The sequence below is a fragment of the Microcoleus sp. BR0-C5 genome, assembly GCF_036705045.1.
Classification (GTDB): Bacteria; Cyanobacteriota; Cyanobacteriia; order Cyanobacteriales; family Microcoleaceae; genus Microcoleus.
The window spans coordinates 36502-57971 of record NZ_JAUBTR010000033.1; the positions used below are offsets into that span (position 1 = coordinate 36502).

Sequence of the window (21470 nt, forward strand, 5' to 3'; positions counted from 1 at the left end):
GAATTCTCCAGAAAGTGAGCCAGGTAGGGGCGCAATGCTTTGCGCCCTTACAGGTTTTAATTGCGGCTACCTATCAAGCCACAATCGGCGAGATAGGAAAAGTAAGTGCGAAACAGGTTCGCATCCGCTTGCGGACAGGTGATGTCAGTGGTAGCAAGTCCATCTAGCGTATTTTGGCAATCGAATTGCAGCGTGGCAGATTTAGGCATTTCTGCTTCCGAAACTTTTTCGGAGAAAAGACCGACAAGCGGATACAGCGCATTTTCGGGAGAATATCCAGCGCGATTGATTATTTCTGCTTGCCAAGTCTCAGAAGAAACTCGTTTGATTGGATAACCCATTGAGCCAATCCAGGCCACCAGTTCACTTAGGTAAAAAGAATGAGGGTTAACTAAGTGAAAATTTTTCCCGATCGATTCTTGTTGCCTCGAAAGATGAATGATCGCGCGGCTCACATAGTCCACTGGCGCTACATTCATCAACTTATCAGCATCGGGCACGCATCCTAATTGCACGCAACCGGCAAGCAATCGGTACAGTGAATCACTGGAATTGCAAGCACCCGTTTGGCTGTGTCCTGAAATCCGTCCTGGTCGGTAAATGCTGATAGGAATTTTGCGATCGCGCCCGATTTCAATTAACTTTTCTGCTACCCATTTACTCTGCGGGTAAGCGCCTTTGAGAAATTCTCCCGGCGTTAGTTCGTCTTGCTCTCCCACAACCTTCACACTAGATTCCCCCGCTGAAGAGAAAACAGATATAGTAGAAACAAAATGCACGGGTTTGACCTTAATTTGACTCGCAAATCGCAGAATCTCTTGAGTTCCCAGAACATTAGAAAGCTTGAGAACCGAATAGGGATAAGTGAACTTGACAAACGCGCCATTGTGATAAATGACATCAATTTGGCTTGCCATTTCTCGAAAATTATCCTCTGAAATCCCCAAAAGTGGCTGAGCTAAATCCCCTACAATCGGGATAATTCGGTAGCTAAGATGCTCGTCCCAAATTGAATAATATTCGAGGCTACTTTGGATACGCTTTTTGGCTGATGCAGCATCATCCGAGCGTACCAAGCAATAAATTTCTGCTTGAGTTTGCAGCAGCAATTCCCGGAGTAAAAAGGCTCCCAGAAAGCCTGTTGCTCCCGTTAATAAGATGCGAGTGGGTTCAGCCGTCGGCTCAAAAATTGCAGTTTCAGGACGGATGGCTGGGTCTAGGATAGCTTCAGCATTAATATCGAAATTCGAGGGGCGATCGCCCGCTGTGTTGCCCCCTTGTTGGATTTCGATCTTTTCAGCTAAACCAGCTACAGTAGGAGCTTCAAACAAAACACGCAAAGGTAATTCCACCTGAAAACATTCTCGCACTTTAGCTAACAACTGAGTAATCAGTAATGAGTGTCCCCCCAAGTCAAAGAAATTGTCGTGAATTCCTACCTTTTTAAGGTTGAGAAGCTGGCTCCAAATTCCGGCAATAATCTCCTCACCGGGAGTGCGAGGGCCTACAAACGTATCTGTAAAATTGGCGGCTATGGACGGTGCAGGAAGCGCTTGACGGTCTATTTTGCCATTGGGAGTCAGTGGCAGCGCTTTCAGAACCACAAAAGCAGAAGGTATCATGTATTCGGGCAGCTTTTCTTTGAGGAATGAACGCAGGCTTTCAATTAGTTGTGAGTCCTGAATGCTGGGTTTTGAGTGAGAAACAATATAGGCGACTAAACGCTGATTTCCCGGTTCATTTTCTTGAAGTAAAACGGCTGCCTCGCGTACAGAGGGATGATGAGACAGCCCCGCCTCAATTTCCCCTAATTCAATGCGGAAACCTCGCAGCTTTACTTGGCGATCGACGCGATCGATAAACTCGATATTTCCGTCTGGCAAATAGCGAGCCAAATCGCCAGTTTTGTAAAGTCGAGCTTCCGGTTCCTGAGTCAATGACTTGCAAATGAATTTTTCTGCTGTGAGTTCTGGTTGGTTTAGATAGCCGCGAGCCAATCCCGCCCCAGCAATATATAATTCACCGGCTACCCCTACAGGAACCGGCTGCAAGTGCGAATCGAGCAAATAAATCTGCGTGTTGGGTAGCGGGCGACCTAAAGGAACTGTCTGGGAAATGCGATCGCCTTGCATTTTCACCTGATAAGTCAGCACGCCTACAGTTGTTTCTGTCGGCCCGTAATGGTTGAATATTGAGCAGTCGGGATTGTATTTCTGAATTGTTTCAATTAAATTCCACATCAAAGGCTCACCGCCGAGAATTAATCGCTTTTTCGGCAAGATATGCGCGGGGTTAGAAGCGCTCAACAAAGCTTTTAAGTGAGAGGGAACAATTTTCAGACAATCGATAGAATGTTGCTGAAAATAAGCGCCCATTGCTTGTGAATCGGTGGCGCGTTCTTGAGAGATGATGTGCAGGCATCCACCCGAACACAACGCCGGAAAAATAACGGTGTTTCCCAAGTCGGCGGCGAAGGTAGAAACGGTGGCATAATTGGCACCTGATGGCAGGTTTAATTTTTCCTGAATTCCGTGCAGGTAATTGAGCAGTTGTCGGTGTTCAATGGCGACTCCTTTGGGGGTGCCGGTGGAACCGGAGGTATAGATAATGTAAGCTAAATTTTCACCAGAAGCAGAGACGAAAGTAGTAGGAGAAAAAGAGGGAATGTCTGTATCTAAGCAGACGATATGTGCTTGAGTTTCCGGCAAATTTTTGATGAGATGCTGTTGCGTTAATAGCACTGGAGTCTGAGCATTTTGCAACATCAATGCTAGGCGCTCTTTGGGCATGGCTGGGTCGAGCGGTAGGTATGCGCCACCTGCTTTGAGGATGCCTAGAATTCCCGCGATCGCCTGTAGGGGCTGTGCCCCCGTGCCTGCCCCCCTTTCGGCGCAAAGGCCGACAATCACCTCTGGCTTGACACCTAATTGCTGCAAGTAATGGGCGATTTGGTTAGCGCGGGCGTTGAGTTCGCTGTAGGTAATTTGCTGATTTTCACAAACAGCAGCTATACGGTTGGGCGATCGCTCTGCTTGTTCTTCAAATAGCTGGTGAACGCACTTATCGAGCAGGTAATCTGCTTTGGTGCTGTTGAATTCTACTAATAATTGATTTCTGGCGCGATCGCTCAGCATTTCGAGCTGGCCGATCGCGGTTTGTGGGTTACTGGCTACACTTTGCACCAAGGCGTAAAATTGCTCTGCCAAGCACCGGATACTGTTGTCTGCAAGGAAGATAGGATCGTAGTGAAACTCAGCCGCGAGCGAGTCATTTTGGCGGTGGCAAGAGAGTTTAACTTTGAAGCGATCGCAGCACGCATACTGCTTGTAAATCGAAAAAAATACGCCACTAGCCGAATGCTTTTCGATCTGTTCCTCAAACTCGAAACCAAATGGAAAGCCGGAACAATTGCCTAGATATTCGTGGGAGAAATATTCTTGATACTTGTATGCCTCGCGTTCTTCCTGCTGAATTTGCTGCAAGCTTTCCGCGAAGGAAAAGTTTTCTGTTAGTTGGCTCGACAGCGGTAAAAATTTGGCAAACAGCCCAAGCGCTGGCTCTAGTTCTTCGTATTTTCGACCGTCGAATGCCACGCCAACAGTGATCTCTGATTGACCAATCAGCCGCCAGAGCAAAATTTTCCAGCAAGCGAGCAAGAATGTAGAAAGTGAGGTGTTGTACTGGCGGGCGATCGCTTCCACTTGAACCAGCAAAGCTAACTCTAATTTGACCTCAAAAGCTTGGGGAGTAAATTGAGCTGGCGCGTTAATTAATCTATTTTCAAACGGCAACCTTAAACTCGCTAGCGCTGAAAAATTATGCCCACTCCAGTATTCTTGGCCCTCCGCCGCTTCCTCATCTTCGAGCAATTCATTTTGCCATTCGGAAAATTGAATGTATTGCACAACTTCATCGGTAATTTCTTCGCCGTGAAGGCAGGCGGTATAGCACTGGCTGATTTCTTGAACCAGATTTTTTAGTGTGCGACTATCGGCGCACAGTGCGGGCAAACTGACCAGTAAAATATGCCTCTCAGATGAAAGTGTAATTAAAGACAAGTGCCAAACAGGATTGCGATCTAAGTTGAATAAAGCGCTCTTTTCTTGCTGAAAAATCTCTTCAAGTTTGGCTTCTTGTTCCTGGGGAGTCACTTCACTCAAGTTAACCCAGTTCCACGAAACAGAGCTAGGTTCGGAAATAACTTGTATAGGAATTTTTAGCCCGGCCTTTCGCTGAAAGCTTGTGCGGATAATTTCGTGGCGATAGCTAACTTTTTCTAAAGCTTTCTTTAGGTTATCAGTTTGAAGAATTCCCTCGATCGAAATAGCAGATTGAACGCGATAAGCAGGGCTGTCTTGCTGCAACAGCCACAGATATTTTTGCTGGGGTGAAAGCCGAAATCCATTAATTGTTTGCATTGTTCCTCTTGCTCAAAGCACTACTTTATTCTCGTTACCTTTGCCGGGAAGAGATGATATCAAATCCGTTAGCATCGGAATAGTAAATTCGAGTTGACTGTTGACGGTTGACGGTTGACGGTTGACGGCGTCAACCGTCAACCGTCAACAGTCAACATCATTCCGGTGTAACCGGAAATGATATGAGAGGGAATTAAATCTCTGATTCAGGAATCATTTCGCCCATCGCTACAACAATTTTTCGCGAACCGATAAATGGATTGCGACTGTGAGCGGCAAGCATATTATCTAGCATTAAGATGTCTCCTGCTTGCCAGGGAAAACTAACAGCAGCTTGCGCGTACACTGCCTGAATTTCTTCCATTACCGAGTCTTCAATAGGAGTGCCGTCACCGTAATAGACATTGCGGGGGAGGTTCTCTTCTCCAAAAACAGAGAGCAAAGAAGCGCGGGTTGCCGCATCTAAGCAGGAAATGTGGTGCAAGGGAAGTTGATTGAAAAATACCATCTCTTTGGTTTTTGGGTGCTTGGCAATTGCGGGGCGAATTTTGCGAGTTCTCAAATTATTTCCTGCTTTCCACTCAAATTCCATCCCGCCTTGCCGGCAGTATTCCTCAACCACGGATTTGTCTTCTGTTTGGAAAAAATCTTTCCAGCTTACATCCAGTCCGTCTGTATAGTTACGAACGTACATAATTTGCTTTTGGGCAAATTTTTCTCTGAGTTTCGGGTCTAGCAACTGGTAAATTTTACGGCAGTCAACAATCGGCGTTTCTCCGCCTTGTTGCGCTGGCTGAACGCAGAAAAACCAGATTTTCATCGGCCAGCGGTGCAGGTGCGAACTCTCGCTGTGAAATAAGATAGCTTTATCTGCTGGGTAAGGAGTTGAACCGTAAACTTTTCCGCTAACTCCTTCGCGTGGCAAATCCCCGTACTCCCCAAATAATTCCGAACAAATTGAGAGTGCAAACTCCTCGAATGCGGCAACCACAGGGCCGATGAACCCTCGAAAAAGAATCCCTCCATGCTGTAGCAATTTTGCCTCTATAAATTCGCGGTTATTTTTCGCCCACTCTGCGATATCGACATCGGCTACTGCGGGTTTTGCCACTAAAGGAAAGAGTTCGTCGGGGTGCAGGTACTCGGTTTTTATCAATTCGCCTTGCGGCAAAGCTACTCGCTTCGGCTTGACGCTTTTGAATTTACTAAAATTGCTTTTTTCACGCTTTAATTCTTGCATGGCTTGTTTCTGCTTCTGGGCTTCTGTGAGAATTTCTAAAGTGTTCAAACGACTGTCAGGCTGTGCCACAATGCTGCCGAGGAGGGTTTCAAAGCGATTTGACATTTGAGCGGTCGTCTCCCTGTCAAATAGGTCGGAATTATACTTCCAAGTGCCGACAATTCCTCTCTCTGTTTCCGACACAAATAGCGCCAAATCAAATTTAGCCGTACCGCTATCAACTGCAACCGGCATTAAAGTTAAACCCGCCATTTCTAAATTCGGCATAGGCGCATTTTGCATGACGAATAAAACTTGAAAGAGCGGTGTTTGACTCAGGGTGCGATCGGGACGCAGTTCTTCTACCAGTTTGTCGAAGGGCAAATCTTGGTGAGTGTAAGCTTTTAATGTCACCTCGCGGACTCGATCGAGCAGTTGGCCAAATGTAGGATTGCCGCGCATATCGGTTCGCAAGACGAGGATATTGACAAAGAAACCAATTAAAGCTTCTGTCTCAACTTGTGTGCGGTTTGCCAGGTCAGTACCGACGACAATATCTTCTTGATTTGTGTAGCGATAAAGCAGCGTTTTAAGTGCTGCCAACAAGGTCATAAACAAGGTGACATTTTGTTGCCGACTGAGTGCGTTTAGGGCTTCTGAAACTTGCCAATCAAGCTGGAAATTTTGAATCTTAGCTTGATTGCTAAAAACAGCAGAACGCGGTAGTTTTGCTGGCAATTGCAGCGGGGGCAAAATTTGACCCAACTGCTGCTTCCAGTCAGCGAGTTTTGCTTCCAGAACTTCGCCTTGCAGCCAATTTATTTGCCAAACAGCATAGTCTGCGTACTGTACAGAAAGTTCGGGTAGGGGAGAAGGTTTGCCACTGCAGAAAGCTTCATAAAGCGCCGCCACTTCCCGCACGAGTACCCCCATCGACCAGCCATCGGCTACGATGTGGTGTACTGTCACTAACAGCAGGTATTCTGTCTGGTCAAGATGTAACAATGTGACGCGCAGTAATGGCCATTTTGTTAGGTCAAAAGGCTGTCGCGCTTCTTCAGCGGCGAGTCGCATTGCCTCGGCTTCTCGTTCAGCTTGCGATAACTCTCTTAAGTTTACGATCGGCAATGTGAATTTAAAAGATGAAATAATAACCTGAGCGGGTCGTCCTTCCACCGAATTAAAAGTTGTCCGCAATGCTTCGTGCCGCTTGATAATCTCCTGAAAAGTTTGCTCTAGAACCGCTACATTGAGCGCCCCCTTCAAGCGCACGGCTGCTGGGATATTATAGGCAGGATTTCCCGGCTGCAATTGGTCGAGAAACCACAGTCGTTGTTGTGCAAAAGAAAGGGGCAATTCTCCCTGCCTTGACGCACGCTTGATGGGGGGTGCTTTCAGTTTTTGCTCGGCCCGATATTGCAAGAGGCTTTCGGTGAAAGTGGCGACGGTAGGCGATTCAAAAAGAGAGCGCAAGGGCACTTCAACTTGAAAAGCTTCTCGCAGGCGAGAAATCGCTTGAGTAGCCAGCAATGAATGACCTCCCAATTCAAAGAAGTTATCGTGAATTCCCACTCGCTCTAAACCGAGAACTTCCGCCCAAATTTCTGCTATTAATTGCTCGTCGGGAGTTCGAGGCTCGGTAAAATTGCTCTCAAATTCTGCTGTGTTTGTGTCAGGTGCTCTTAGCGATCGCCGATTGATTTTTCCGTTAGGGGTTAAAGGCATTGCTTCCAGCAGCACAAACGCTGACGGCATCATGTACTGCGGCAGTTTTTGTTTGAGAAAGACGCGCAAGTGATTAATAAATTCTGAATGCGTAGGATCGGTGTCCCCGTGTCCGCCCCGGAGTTCTGAGTTAGCAACGATATAAGCTACTAAACGCTTGTCCCCCGGATTGTCCTCTCGAACCAGTGCGATCGCTTCTCGCACGGCTGGGTATTGGCTGAGTACCGCTTCAATTTCGCCTAATTCGATGCGAAATCCGCGAACTTTCACCTGGTGGTCGCTGCGCCCCATAAATTCAATGTTTCCATCTGGGAGATAGCGAGCCAAGTCTCCGGTTTTATAGAGGCGTTCTGAAAGAATAAACGATGAAGGATGAAGGATGAATGATATCAATTCCGGTTGCACCGGAAGGATTGTTGACTGTTGACTGTTGACTGTTGACTGTTGACTGTTGACTGTTGAATCGATTTTATGATTACGATGCAACCGGAAACGATATGAAGCATGAGTTCCGTCCTCTGCAAAGGGGTTAGGAATAAACTTCTCTGCGGTCAATTCCGGTCGGTTTAGGTAGCCTCTAGATAAGCCGGCACCGCCGATGTGCAGTTCGCCAAATACGCCAACGGGAACCGGCATTAAATAGCGGTCTAATATGTAAATTTGAGTGTTAGCGATCGGGCGACCGATGGAAACTGATTCATCTTTGCGATCGACCTGATAGAGAGTAGACCAGATAGTGGTTTCTGTAGGGCCGTATAAATTCCACACAGCAGCGCCGCGCAAAAGCAACTGATTTGCTAGTTGTCGCGGTAAAGCTTCTCCCCCGCACAGTATTTTTAATTGATTGTTTCCCTGCCATCCTGCTGCTAAAAGCATTTTCCAACTGGCTGGAGTAGCTTGCATGACTGTCGCGCCAGAATTTGTTAATGTTTCTAAAAGCTTTTCCCCGTTAGATGCAACTTCTCGGCTGGCTACAACAACGCGAGAACCTGTTGTAATAGGCAGGAACAGTTCCAGCGCTGCAATGTCAAAAGATAAGGATGTTACTGCTAGCCAAACATCGCCGTCTGCGATCGCGAGTTGTTGGCGCATAGAACTCAAGAAGTTAACGACAGAGGCGTGGGAAATTTGCACTCCTTTGGGTTTACCTGTTGAGCCTGAAGTATAGATGACATAGGCTAAATTGGACGAATTTTGTAAACCCACGACTGGCTCGTCGCAGCTCGATATGCCTTCCCAATCTGCATCCAGAAACACGAGGGAAGCGCTATTTGTGGGCAGGGTTTTTAATAGCTTTTTCTGAGTGAGTAACACGGAAATTTTCGCGTCTTCCAGCATGAATGCAAGGCGCTCTGGTGGATATGCTGGATCGAGGGGAACATAAGCCCCACCGGCTTTGAGGATGCCGAGCAGCCCTACCACCATGTCTAAGGAGCGATCGACATAAATTCCCACCAAAACTTCTGGGTTGACACCAATTTTTGGCAAATAACTTGCGAGATTATTTGCTTTTTGGTTCAGTTCCCGGTAAGTCAGACATTCATTTTCAAAGACGACAGCGATCGCATCGGGTGTCAGTTTTGCCTGGGCTTCAAATAGTTCATGTATGCACTTATCTTGCGGAAAATTCGATTGAGTATTGTTCCACTCGAACAGCAGTTGCTGCTGTTCAGGTTTCGTCAAGATTGGCAAATGTGAAATGCGCTGTTCGGGATTAGCAGCTATACTTTCTAGTAAGGTTATAAAATGTCCGGCTATCCGTCGTGCAGTGCTAGCGTCAAACAAATCGTGGCTATACTCAAGCGTTCCATTAATACCCTCTAATCCTTCCTCCAGGTCAAGCGCTAAATCAAATCTCGCTGTTTTCCGTTCTATTTCTAAATCGCTCAACGTCACTCCTGGCAATTTGATCTGCGGTGTCCGAACATTTCGCAGAGAAAACAATACCTGAAATAGCGGATTATGACTTAAATCTCGTTCGTGGTGTATGATTTCTACCAGTTTCTCGAATGGCAAATCCTGGTGGTTATACGCGCCGAGAGCTACTTCTCGCACGCGACCCAGTAACTCTTTAAAAGTCGGGTTGCTCGACAGATTGGTGCGGAAAACTAAGGTGTTAGCAAATAAGCCAATTACTTCCTCGATTTCGCGTCTGTTGCGGTTAGCTATGGGGGAGCCGACTAAAATATCTTCTTGCCCGGTGTAGCGATAGAGCAATGTTTTAAACGCTGCCAGTAGGGTCATAAATAAAGTAGCTTTTTCCCGCTGGCTTAATAGGGCGATTTCCTCTGCTATTGCTTTGGGAATGGTGAATTTATGCACGGCACCTCGGAAGGTTTGTACTGCCGAGCGGGGGCGATCGGTTGGCAAATTTAGTACAGGGAGATTGCCTCCAAGCTGTTTTTTCCAGTAAGCAAGCTGCTTCTCTAAAACTTCTCCCTGCAACCACTGCCGCTGCCAACTTGCAAAGTCTGCGTACTGTACCGACAGTTGGGGAAGGGGAGAAGGTTGGCCAGTGCAAAAGGCTTGATAAAACGTGGCGAGTTCCTGGATGAATATTCCCATTGACCAGGCATCGGAAATGATGTGGTGCGTACTCAATAGCAGCACCCAGTTTGAATCGCTCAATTGCAGCAATTTGGCACGCAATAAGGGTGCTTGTGAGAGGTCGAAAGCAAGCTTTGCTTCTGCGGCGATTAACCGTTCTACTTCGCGAGATCGTTCAATTTCAGGAAGCGATCGCAAATCTATTTCTAAAATCTTCAATTCCAGATTGGAAGCGATCGCCTGAATGGGTTGACCGTTTATTGTCTTAAAAGCCGTTCGCAAAACTTCATGACGCTTGACAAGTTCGTTGAGACTGCGATTGAGGGCTCTCGCGTCGAGTGTTCCTGTCAAACGCACGCCGGCGAGGATGTGATAGGTAAAGTTGCCTGGAGTTAGTTGCTCAAAAAACCACAACCGCTGTTGAGCAAACGACAGAGGAAAAGTGTTACACTCTCGACTTTGAGGCAGAATTTTTGCTAGCGAAACGCTTTCTTTTTTCTGGTTGAGTCGCTGCAACAGCAACTCGCGCTTTTGGGGAGAAAGAGTCGCGATGCGTTCGATTAAATCACTCATTTGCTGACTCCTTGTTGGGCGAGAATTTCCTGAATTTCGGCTTCTGACAGTTGATCGAGGTCTGCTAATACCCTCGCTAGCATTTCACTGTCTGTTTGTTCGGCTTGCTTTTGCGCGATCGCTACAGCAAAATCGGCGACAGTGGCCGACTCAAATAAACGGTGCAAAGGCAACTCAACCTGAAATGCTTGGCGCACTCGGGAAATTACTTGAGTTGCTAATAAGGAATGCCCTCCTAATTCAAAAAAGTTGTCGTAAATGCCGACTTTTTCAATTTTGAGAACTTCAGCCCAGATAGCGGCTAAAACTTCCTCGATATTTGTGCGAGGCGCGACAAAGTTTGCTGTCAACTCCGGTCGCATTTCGTCAGGTGCGGGCAGTGCTCGTCGGTCTACTTTTCCGTTAGAAGTTAAAGGAAAACTTTTGAGTATCACAAAAGCAGAAGGCACCATGTACTCCGGCAATTTTGACGTTAAAAAATTGCGAATTTCCTTGTGGGTAGGTGCTTGTTTCTGCTCGGAAATCAAATAAGCCACGAGGCGCTTTTGTGCCGTCTCGTTTTCTGGCGCCACAACTACAGCCTGCGCGATATCTGGATGTTGCCCCAGCACCGCCTCGATTTCTCCCAATTCAATGCGGAAACCGCGAATTTTTACTTGGCCGTCAATTCGCCCGATAAATTCGATGTTTCCGTCTGGCAAATAGCGAGCCAAGTCGCCGGTTTTGTACAGTCGCGTCTTTGCTTGCGTGTCAAATGGATTGGGAATAAATTTTTCTGCGGTTAATTCAGGGCGGTTAAGATATCCGCGTGCCAAATTATCACCGCCGATGTACAGTTCACCAGGTACGCCTATCGGCACCGGCTGCAAGTAAGAATCCAAGATATAAATCTGAGTGTTGGCAATCGGAAGACCGAGGGGAACTGTGTCAAAATCGCCGCCAATTTTATCAAATTCCACTTGATAAGTCAGGACACCTACAGTTGTTTCTGTTGGCCCGTAGTGATTGAATACTGAGCAACTGGGAGCAAGATTGCGAATTGTTTTAATTAAGCTCCAGTTGGCAGATTCACCTCCTAAAATAAGCCGTTTACCAGGCAAAATTGACTTGGGTTGAGAGGAATTTAAAAGGGCGGCTAGGTGAGAGGGAACTATTTTGAGGCAGTCGATGGGATTGCGGCAGAAATATTCACCCAGTGCCTCTGGATCGGTGGCGCGTTCTAGGGAGATAATATGCAGGCAACCGCCGAAACAAAGGGCGGGGAAAATCGCTGTGTTTCCTAAGTCGGCGGCGAAGGTGGAAACGGTAGCAAAACTGGCTTTGGCTGGTAGGTTTAATTTTTCCTGAATGCTGTGCAGGTAATTGAGCAGTTGTCGGTGTTCGATCGCGACTCCTTTGGGGATGCCAGTGGAACCGGAAGTATAGATGACGTAAGCTAAATTGTCTGTAGAAACACGGGGCGTGTAAGATGCAGAAACAGTGGGAATATCTGTATCGATGCAAACAATATTTGCCTGAGTTTTCGGCAAGCTTTCTATGAGCCGCTGTTGTACGAGCAAAACCTTCACCTGAGCGTCTTCTAGCATTAGCGCTTTGCGCTCTATTGGGGTCGTTGGATCGATCGGTAAATAGGCGCCACCGGCTTTGAGTACGCCCAGCATTCCTACGATTGCCTGTAGGGGCGGTGCCCCCGTGCCCGCCCCCCTTTCAACGCAAATGCCAACAATTGACTCTGGTTCAACTCCCAAGTTTTGCAGGTGATGGGCGAGTTGATTGGCGCGATCGTTGAGTTCTCGGTAGGTGATTTTTTGGTTTTCAAAGACGACGGCAATTTTGTCTGGGTGGCGTTCTGCTTGTTCTTCAAAAAGCTGATGAACGCATTTATTTTTCGGGTAATCTTTTTGAGTTTGGTTAAAGTCAATGAGAAGTTGCAGCTGATCGCGATCGCTGAGTATGTCTAGCTGACTGATAGCGACTTCTGGATTTTTGACTGTGCTTTCTAAGAGCGCCTGAAAGTGTTCTGACAAGCGCTTTATATCTGCCGCACCAAATAAAGCGGAATCATAGTGAAAGTCGGCGATTAAGCAATTGCCTTGTGTCAGGCAGGAGAGCTTGAGTTTGAATGGCTCTAGGCAGGCATCTTGCCGAACAAGGGAAAATGAAACGTCTGAATTACCATAGTTCTTAGGCTCTGCTTGGAACTCAAAGCAGACGGGCCAAAAGCTGCTGCTTTTTGCGTTTTCTAGGATTTCTTCCCAGCTAAAATATTCTTGCCAGTTGTACATTTCGTTGAGATTAAGCTCAATTTGCTGCCTCGCTTGTGAGAAATTTAACTCGTCTTGCACTGGGCATCGTAGGGGTAAGTATTTGCACAGCAGCCCCAGAGAGTGTTCTAATTCTTCATGTTTTCTGCCGTCAATAGCTACGCCGATTATCGGGTTTGGCTCTCTGGTAAGCCGCCAAATGAGAATTTGCCAGCAAGTCAGCAGGAAGGCAGAAATATCGCTTTTGTGCTTTGGGGCGATCGCTTCCAGGCTGTTCAACAAATCACCCCGAATTTCCACCCTTTCTACTAGCGGCTTAAATTCCGCTTCTGAATTCTTCTTTTCCCAAGGAAGCGTTAATAAATGCAAAGATTCAATGTTCAGCTTTTGCCAGTATTCTTGGCCGATTGCCGTTTCTTCTGATTCGAGTAGCTCATTTTGCCACTCAGCAATATCGGCATATTGCATTGGCTCGTCTGAGATTTCTTCCCCGCACGTGCAGGCTGAGTAGGAAAGACTGAGTTCGCGGGTGAATTTTTTCAGGGTGACGCTATCTGCAATTAAGGCAGAGAAGTTTGCCAGCAATAGGTGCTTGTCTTGCGCCAGAGTGACTAAAGAGATGTGCCAAAGTGGGCCGCGCTCAAAATCAAAAGGAAGCTGGTTTAGTTGCTGAAAAAGCGCTGCGATTTTAGCTTCTTGTTCTTTTGAAGACAAACCGCTCAGATTGTATTCCGACATAGGAACTTCACCAGTGCAGGCGATCGCTTGCAGGGGTAGTGTCATCCCAGGCAAGCAGTGAAAGCTAGTACGCAGGATTTCGTGCCGGTTCACGACATTTTGCAGCGCACTTTTAAGAATCTCTTTGTCGAGATTTCCGGTAATTAAAATTGCACCTCGAACGCGATAAGTCTGTTGGCTTTTATTTTGCTGTAACCCCCACAGATGCCGTTGCTGTGGAGAGAGTCTAAACCCTTCGATTGTTTCGTTTTGCATTTCTAAAGTTCCTTTAATAAGTCTAAATATCTTGACAGCTAAACGCTTCTGCCATACCGACAACAACCCGACGCGAACCCGAAAATGGCGTGCGTCCGTGCGCGGCTAGCATATTATCTAACAGCAGAACATCTCCTTCTTCCCAAGGAAAAACGATCGTTTCTTGCTGATAGCAATGGCGAATTTCCTCTAAAATAGAATCTTCGATTGGCGAACCATCGCCGTAATAAGCATTGCGGGGTAAATCTTCCTGCTCAAAAGAAGTTAAAAGCTCTTTGCGAACGACGGGTTCGAGATTGGAAATGTGGAAGAGGTGAGCTTGATTAAACCACACCATTTCTTGCGTTTGTGGGTGCCCAGCGACAGCTTGACATATTTGCCGAGTTCTCAAGCGATTGTCACTTTTCCATTCTAACTCAATTTCCTCTTTTTGGCAATAGTTTTCTACCTCAATTTGGCTGTTAGTATTGAAGACATTTTGCCACGGTAAATCTACGCCACCGCCGTAATTTCGCACATACATAACCTTTTTTTGGGCAAACTTTTCTCTAATCTTTGAATCCAGGCTTTCAAACACTTTGCGGCTGTCAGCGATCGGGGTTTCTCCTCCCTGTTCGGATTTCTTGACGCAGAAAAAAGCGATTTTCAGCGGCCAATTTCGAGAATAAGCCATTTCATTGTGCAGTGGGATGAATTGCTCGGCAGGATACTCGGTGGAAGTGTAGATATTTCCGCTCACCTGACTGCGCGGAGTTGAGCGAAAAGAATATTCCAACAAGTCGCCAGCAATAGTTTGAATAAACTGCTCGAAACCATTCACTCCGCCGACTTCAAAGCCTCGAAAAAGTATTCCTCCATGCTTCCATAACTGGGTTTCAATTGATGAGCGATTGTTCTGTGCCCAACCCGCAAGATTTAATTTTTCTACTGTTGGCTGAACAACTAGAGGTAGAAGGTTGTCGGGCTGGAGGTAGGCGGTTTTGACTAATTCCTCTGAGGACAGGCTGACGGATTTTCGCCTAACTGATCCTAACTTTTGGGAATTAAGATTATTTGTTTCTGTATTTGTCATAGTTTTGGGTTTGGTGAAAAATTACTCCCTTTTTTACGAAAAAATCTGAGAGATTGAGCCATCATTTTAAAGTTTTCATAACTTTGCGTTTAGCCATTTTTAATTTTTGAATTCCCGAAATTTGAATTTGTTTTTGCTGCTCGATTTGGTGCTGCTTTTCTGCTTCGGCAAGAATTTCTGCCAAGTCGTCGATCCTGATATCTGGCTGGATGACTACCTGGTTGAGGAGGATTTGGAAACCTCTCACCATTCGGGCAACCGTAGCAGCTTCAAATAAGTCTGTTTTGTACTCAAATAAGCCTTGGATTCCTTCTGAAACTTCCCAGAGACTGAGGCTTAAATCGTGTCTCGACATACCGACATCGAATTCCAAAATGCTCAAGGTCAAATCAGCTAACTCCAGGGGTGGCATGGGTGCATTCTGGAGTACAAACCACACTTGAAACAGCGGGTTATAGCTGAGATTTCGCTCCGGCTGCAATTCCTCCACGAGCTTTTCAAAAGGGACATCGGGGTGAGCGTAAGCTCCTAAAGCTGCCTCGCGTGTTCGAGCGAGTAGTTCGCGAAAAGTTGGATTACCTGCGGTGTCAATTCGCAGCACTAAAGTATTGACAAAAAATCCAATCAGTCCCTCTAATTCAAGGCGGTTGCGATTGGCAATGGGAGAGCCAATAGCGAGGTTATCCTGCTTTATTTGGCTGGAGAGCAAGGATTGAAATGCTGCCAACAACGTCATAAATAGGGTAACATCTTGTTGCTGGGCGAGGGTTTTAAGCCTTTCAGTTAAAGAAGCAGAAATCACAAAAGATTGCTGCGATCCTCGGAAAGTTTGCACGGAAGAGCGCTGCCTATCTGTTGACAGCACAGCTAAACCGCCTCCCAATTGCTGTTTCCAATAAGCGAGCTGTTTTTCTAATTTCTCTCCCTGGAAATGCTGCCGCTGCCAACTGGCGAAGTCGGCATACTGTACGGAAAGTTCAGGCAGCGCAGAGGGTTTGTTATTGGAAAAAGCTTCATAAAGTGCGGCTACTTCTCGCACCAATACCCCCATAGACCAACCATCAGAAATAATGTGGTGTATCGTCAGCAGCAATACATATTCTGCCGAACTAAGTTGCAGCAGAGTGCCCCGCAGTAAGGGCGATCGCGTTAAGTCAAAGGGGCGTTGGGCTTCTTCTAGAGTACGCTGCTCAATTTCAGCTTGCTGCTCAGTTTCTGGTAAATGTCGCAAGTTTATCGCCGACAAAGCGAAATCCAAGGAAGGAGAAATTAGTTGAACAGGTTCCCCGTCCACTTCTGCAAAAGCAGTCCGTAAAACTTCGTGACGCCTGACAATTTCATTGAGTGTTTGTTGCAGTGCTGACAAATTCAATTGCCCTTGCAAACGCACAGCAGCAGGAAGGTTGTAGGCAGGGTTTTCGGGAGACAATCGATCGAGAAACCACAGCCGTTGCTGGGCAAAAGAAAGGGGAGCAGAATTTGGCTGCGCTCGCCTGGGAATACGCTGAGATTGCTCAGCCTGTACTGCCTCTTTGCCCAATGCTTTGAGGAGGAGCGCTCGCTTCTGGGGCGAGAGGTTTTTTAGTCGTTCTGAACGATTAGTAGACATGATGATTCACTTCCTCGCAGTAATCGCTGTTTGTGATAGTTAAGGAAAGCTTTGCTGCTATTTTTAGCTGGTCGTTTAAAACAAAATTGATATCTGCTTCAGTAGTAAGGGGGTTGGCAAGGACGACTCGAAAAGCAACAATGGGAATGGTTTTGCCATAACAGGTGTTTTGCACGGTTGTTCGCGATACGAAGGTGTGACCGGCTTGCCGCTGGGCCTCCTGAAGGCGCTCGTTAAATTCATTAATGAAGTGGTTGTCTGCTTCGTTTAGTTGTTTTTTGGCTGCTTTTTCCCTGAATGTTTCTGGAATGTAGCGGTATAAAAGAATATTAATTTCTGGTTCGAGCAGCAATTCAAAGGCTGGATTTTCCCGAAGTAAATTGGCTAAGTGCTGCGTTTTATGGATGCCTCCATCTATCAAAAACTCATAGCCTTGATGGCCGATGATATGTAAGGCGGCTTGCAAGAACAAACTCGCACCTGGTCGAGAGCCTTCGAGAGAGCGCTTGCCTAGATCTATGGAGTCTTTTCGCACCGTGTAGGGCGCGTTTTTTTCAATAACTTTGGCGGTTTGGGGATTGCGGAATAAAACCAGACCGATTCCCATTGGCAAATACATTTGTTTGTGTCCATCTATGGTGACGGAATCTGCTAGTTCAATGCCTGCGAATTTGTGCCGGTGACGTTCGGAAAAAAGCACGGGGCCGCCCCAAGCGGCATCGACGTGAAAGTGAGCGTTTGCGGATTGCGCGATCGCGGCTATTTCTGGAAGCGGATCGATACTTCCCGAATCGGTGCTGCCTGCAACACCGATAATTGCCAGAATGTGCAGGTTGCGATCGCGACATTCGGCTACAGTTTGGCGCAGCGCTGCCAAATCCATCCGGTGATGGGAATCGGTGGGGATTTTTAGGAGATTGCGATCGCCAATGCCTAATAAACCTGCAGCTTTTTCAAAAGAATAGTGCATCAAACTCGAACCGATTATCACCATTCCCTTGTAGCCGTAAAACTCTAAAGCTGCGTACAAGCCTTCTTTTTCAATGCCACCAAAGTCATTTTTTGGCCCTAAAGAAGCGTTGCGAGCGCACCACAGGGCTGTGATATTAGCTAGGGTGCCGCCCGTTGTCATGATACCGAGCGTGCTGTCACTTTTTTGAATGTGCTGGTTATAAAAATCCTCAGAAAAATCGTAAATTAATCGGTGCATCATTGCCAAAGTCTGGCGCTCGCAGGGGCTTAAAACTTTGGCCGTTTCCATCTTGACTAAATTTTGATTCATCGCGGTTACAAGCTTCGCGATCGGGCGCACAAAATAGGGAAGTGCACTCGTCATGTGACCGATATATCGAGGGGAAGATGTGTGAATGGAATGGGCAACGAGGGTTTGGGTCAAATCATCGATATAATTCCCAACATCTGTAGGAAGGGCGGGAATTTTGTTTTCCCTAAACTGCTGAATAATTAACTCTAAGTCAATATCTGTACTAGCGGTTTTTGCGTACAAAAAGTCTTGAACTAGGGCAGAAATTCGCTCCTCCATTGCTTCTTCTGCCAAAAATGACTTTTCTGAGGCACTGAATAGCTCCATTAACTTTTCTTCAAGTGGGGTAACAGAAGCTTTTAATGGCTGCATTACATCTTGATAATCTTTGGCTTTTACTGTTAGTTTACTCATCCAGAATTCATCCTGTTAAATGGGCTTTTTAAATCTCCAATTCTCCACCGAAGCCTTAAGAAGCAAAGGGCTTTTTGTGCTTTTTTATCACCCCGATATTTACTCAGTCAGCATCACAGTTTGTGCTGACTCTCCATCACTCTTTTCTAAGAGATCGAGCAATTCATCTATCTGGTTAGAATCGGCGTTTGCCAGAATTTCTTCCTCGATTAGTTCAGCTAAATTCTGAACGGTGGGAGCGGCAAAAAAATCGCGCAGCCCTAACTCTACCCCAAAGCACGATCGCACTCGCGATATTAACTGTGTTGCCATCAGAGAGTGACCGCCGAGGTCAAAAAAGTTTTGGTTAGTTCCTACTTGTTCTAGCCCTAAAAGAGCAGTCCAAATCTCAGCCATTTCTTTCTCTGTGGGCGTTTGTGGCTCAGTGAAGGCTGTTTCATCAGAAACGTAATCGCACCTTTGAGATAAGGCGAGGCGGTCAATTTTTCCGTTGGGCGTTAGTGGCAGCGCATCTAATAGCACAAAAGCTGAAGGCACCATGTAATCGGGCAGTTTGTCCTTCAAGTATGAACGCAGTTCGGAAATAAGTTCTGGGTGCTGATTTCTGAACCCTGAGTTAGGAACTAGGTAAGCGACTAGGCGTTGACTCCCCGGTGCATTTTCTTGAAGCAAAACAGCAGCGGTGGACACAGAAGAATGTTGAGAAAGTGCTGCCTCTATTTCTCCGAGTTCGATGCGGAAACCGCGAATTTTTACTTGGGAATCGCCCCGACCCAGAAATTCTATATTACCATCCGGCAGGTAACAACCGATATCGCCTGTTTTGAACAAAACTTTTTGATGAGAATTACCGACAAAATCTAATTTTTCTTGCCCAAACGGGTGAGAAATGAATTTTTCCGAGGTTAAGTCGGGGCGGTTTAAGTAGCCTTTTGCCAATCCATCGCCCCCGACGTAAATCTCGCCGGGAATTCCTATGGGAACGGGTTGCAAATTGCGATCGAGCAGATAAATTTGCGTGTTGGCGATCGGGCGACCGATTGGAACTTTCTCGACACAGTGAGTTGCATCGTACCACGTCACGTCCGCAGCTACTTCCGAAGAGCCATAAAGATTGATTAATACCCGCTGGGGCATCTGCTCTCGAAATTGCTGGCAAAGTTCCATCGGCAGAGTTTCTCCGCTGCAAATCCAATACTTTAATTGAGGCAAACGCCTGTCTAAATCAGGGAAAGCATTTAAGATAGCGCGCAACAAAGAAGGAACCAGCACCAGTCGGGTTACTTTTTGCTTTGATAAGGTTTGAAGGAATTGGTTAATATCTTTGACGGAGCGATCGCGAATAATGACAGTGGGCAACCCATGCAGCAAAGGAGCAAAGATTTCCCAAACCGAATCGACAAAATTTAAGGACGTTTTTTGACAGCAAATATCTTGTTCGATAAAAGGGTAGGGGTTCCAAAAACAGCGATTGACTGTGCCTCGGTGGGTGCCGAGTACGCCTTTGGGAGTGCCTGTGGAGCCGGAAGTGTAGAGGACGTAAGCGAGGTTTTCGGCTTCCACTTTAACAGCGGGGTTGCGATCGCTCTGCCGGGAAATTTCCTGCCATTCGGCGTCGATACAGACGACTTTTGCGGTGTGTTCGGGGAGGCTTTCTAGGAGGTTTTTTTGAGTCAAAAGCACCGGAACTTTTGCATCGGCAAGCATGAAGGAGCGGCGTTCTTGGGGATAAGCAGGATCGAGAGGAACGTAAGCGCCACCGACTTTTAAAATGCCCAAAATAGCCACCAGCACGAACAGCGATCGCTCTAAGCAAATTCCCACCAAAACTTCTGGTTTGACACCTAGAGTTTGCAGGTAATGCGCGATTTGGTTGGCTTTGGCATTCAATTCGCGGTAAGTCAATTGTTCATTTTCGCAAATTGCAGCTACTGCATCTGGGGTTCGCTCTGTTTGCGCTGCAAATAATTCGTGAATTGAGGAATTTTTGGGGTAATCTGCTTGGGTGTCGTTCCACTGGACAAGTAATTGCTGCTGTTCGGCGGCGCTCAATAGGGGCAATTCTGACAGTTTCCGCTCAGGATTTGCAGTCATTCCCTCCAGTAAAGTTTGCAGGTGTCCGAGCATCCGTGCGATAGCAGCGTCTTCAAAGAGGCTGCTACTGTAACCAATTTTTAGCGTCAATTCCGCACCGGGCATTGCCATCACGGTTAGAGGATAATTCGTTGTTTCCCAGGAGCGAATCTTCTCTACTTTTAAGTTGTGAATCTTCTCCTGCAAAGAAGCATCCGAAGGATAATTTTCAAAGACGACGAGACTCTCAAATAGAGGTAAACTCCGAGGAACTTCGCTCCACCCCTGCACCTCAACGAGGGGGCTGTACTCATATTGTCGCGCCTCAACTTGTTGCGTTTGGAGTTGTTTCAAGCAGGATAAAATAGAATCCTGTGGGTCAATTTTTACGCGCACTGGCAGAGGATTTACGAACAGTCCCACTACCGATTCAGCGCCTATTAACTCTGGCGGTCGCCCGGAGACAACCGTACCAAAAACCACATCTTCCTCGCCACTGTATCGGCTCAAAAGTAGCGCCCAAGCTGCCTGCACGAGGGTATTTAATGTTAGTTGATGCTGCCGCGCTAAGGATTGGAGTGCGGCGGTGGCTGTTGCAGAAAATATCACCTGCTGTTCGCCACTACTTTCTAAACGGTTTCCCGCGACAATATTGCCCCGGGCGATCGCAGTTGGATCTGCAAAACCTTTGAGAGTTTGGCGCCAAAATGACTCAGCCGCAGATAAATCTTGCTGGTGCAGCCACGCGATGTAATCCCGATAAGGGCGAGGGCGTTTGAGGTGCAATTCCTCGCCCTGGCAGAAAGCTTGGTAAAATGCAAAAACTTCATCGAGAACAATAGAAAGCGACCACCCATCTAAAACTAAGTGGTGGTGGCTCAAAATAAACTGAAAAGTATCTGCTTCTAACTGCGCCAGTGCAATGCGAATTAAGGGAGCTGATGTCAAGTCAAAGCCCTGCTCTCGATCGGATTTAAGGTACGTTTCTAGCTGCTGTTCTTGTTCGGAGGCCGAGAGCGATCGCCAGTCCATCTGTTGCCAAGATAATCCAGCCTGCTTACGCACCGCTTGTACGGGTTCTTTCAAATTTTCCCACACGAAACAAGTCCGCAAAATGGGATGCCTGTCTACAACTTTTTGCCAACTATTTTTCAACGCAGAAACATTGAGATCGCCGCGCAAGATGCACAGCAGTTGCCCAAAATATACGCCAGATTCTGGCTGGTAAAGGGAATGAAACAGAATGCCCTGCTGCGCTGGGGAGAGGGGATAAAAATCTTCGATATTGCCTTTGCTCAT

Annotated in this window: 7 protein-coding genes; all 7 read right to left on the bottom strand. The window is 46.8% G+C overall.

What is annotated here, in order from left to right:
* Positions 1–56 precede the first annotated feature (56 nt).
* Positions 57–4418 (bottom strand): amino acid adenylation domain-containing protein, encoded by a 4362-nt coding sequence (locus QUB08_RS17235; RefSeq protein ID WP_333225853.1) that lies wholly within the window; start codon positions 4416–4418, stop codon positions 57–59.
* A 193-nt stretch (positions 4419–4611) separates the two neighbouring features.
* Positions 4612–10482 carry an amino acid adenylation domain-containing protein gene (locus QUB08_RS17240; protein ID WP_333225854.1) on the bottom strand — a complete coding sequence of 1957 codons (5871 nt, stop codon included), beginning with the start codon at positions 10480–10482 and terminating at the stop codon, positions 4612–4614.
* On the bottom strand, positions 10479–13739 hold the full coding sequence (locus tag QUB08_RS17245; protein ID WP_333225855.1) for an amino acid adenylation domain-containing protein: 3261 nt from the start codon (positions 13737–13739) through the stop codon (positions 10479–10481). The genes QUB08_RS17240 and QUB08_RS17245 overlap by 4 nt, the downstream gene beginning before the upstream one ends.
* A gap of 22 nt (positions 13740–13761) precedes the next feature.
* Entirely contained in the window at positions 13762–14811 is a 1050-nt protein-coding gene (locus QUB08_RS17250; protein WP_333225856.1) for a TauD/TfdA family dioxygenase, read from the bottom strand.
* A 61-nt stretch (positions 14812–14872) separates the two neighbouring features.
* The gene (locus tag QUB08_RS17255) at positions 14873–16420 is read right to left on the bottom strand and encodes a condensation domain-containing protein (RefSeq protein ID WP_333225857.1); all 1548 of its coding nucleotides are present in this window, start codon (positions 16418–16420) and stop codon (positions 14873–14875) included.
* On the bottom strand, positions 16410–18098 hold the full coding sequence (panP, locus tag QUB08_RS17260; protein WP_333225858.1) for a pyridoxal-dependent aspartate 1-decarboxylase PanP: 1689 nt from the start codon (positions 18096–18098) through the stop codon (positions 16410–16412). Before panP ends, QUB08_RS17255 begins: the two co-directional genes overlap by 11 nt.
* 99 nt (positions 18099–18197) lie before the next feature.
* A complete protein-coding gene (locus tag QUB08_RS17265) occupies positions 18198–21470 on the bottom strand; it encodes an amino acid adenylation domain-containing protein (RefSeq protein WP_333225859.1) in 3273 nt (1090 codons plus the stop codon).